The following is a 1181-nucleotide window of genomic DNA, read 5'->3' on the forward strand; positions in this document are numbered from 1 at the left end:
TGCTCCTATCCTAGTATTTGGTACATAAATTTCTGAACAGTTGTGCCATAATTAATAAAACAAGATAGGAGCATTCCAATGAAACGATATCAAGATGATTTTAAAGCCAGCATTGTGAAGATGCATCGTGAAGAGAAAAGATCTATTCGCTCGCTTTCCGAGGAATACGGTGTTTCTCCAGCCGCAATTCATAACTGGGTTAAAGGCGCTAAATCAGTTGAGCTAGAAGACGGTACTGAAGTAACGTCCAAAGAATTCAAACAACTTCAAAAGGAAAATCAGCGATTAAAGGAGGAACTTGAAATTTTAAAAGCTGCGGCGGTATTACTGGGAAAGCATTAGGACGAATTAATTGCCTTGTCTTCATAGAAGATCAGTTATTGCGACACCGCTTATCAATTATTCTTTCGGCACTGAAATTACCGCGCAGCACCTATTACCATTGGAAAAGATATCAACCTAGTCAACACGAACGTGTTGATAATCAGCTCAAAGAAAAAATTAAATTGATTTGGGAAAATAATTATCGTGCCTATGGTTATCCACGAATAACGATGGTGCTTCGCAAGTCAGGCATCTGTGTTGGGTCAAAACGAATTTTACGATTAATGAGGGAAATGGAGATTCACTCTTTAATGAATCGGCGATTTAAAAAACCTGGCACTCATGTGGATCATTCACAACGCCCCAATTTAATCAAGCACCAGCCCAATGCAAGGATATGGCGTGCTGACATTACTTATTTGGAATTACGTCCAGGAACCTGGGTTTATCTCAGTTCTATTTACGAACCAAAGGTTCATCAAGTTCTTGCTTTCAAGATTGGTCGTCAGATGGAGGCGACGTTAGTTGTAGAAACGATTAATCAGGCGCTTGAATATCATCAAAAGCCACAATATTTTCACTCTGACATGGGTTCACAGTACACCAGCAACGAAGTTGAAACTTTACTTGAACGGCATCAGATTAGCCACTCATACTCAAAACAAGGTTATCCATTATGATAATGGGCCAATTGAAGCTTTTCACTCATTGTTGAAGAGAGAGTTTGCCTTTCAAACAACTTTTTCCAATTTTGAGGACTTGGTAATCCGAACCTCAAATTACATCAGTTGGTTTAATTCCGACAGAATTAGAACGAGTGTTTAGAAAAAGATGTGCCATTTATTGACATAGGAGCA

The 1181-nt window shown here is 38.9% G+C and carries 1 pseudogene; it reads left to right on the forward strand.

The window, feature by feature from the left end:
- The first annotated feature begins 78 nt into the window (after positions 1-78).
- Positions 79-1149 (forward strand): annotated as a pseudogene (locus EKM76_RS13345) (IS3-like element IS1163 family transposase).
- The last annotated feature ends 32 nt before the right edge of the window (positions 1150-1181 follow it).

The organism is Loigolactobacillus zhaoyuanensis (assembly GCF_003946385.1).
GTDB classification, from domain to species: Bacteria; Bacillota; Bacilli; order Lactobacillales; family Lactobacillaceae; genus Loigolactobacillus; species Loigolactobacillus zhaoyuanensis.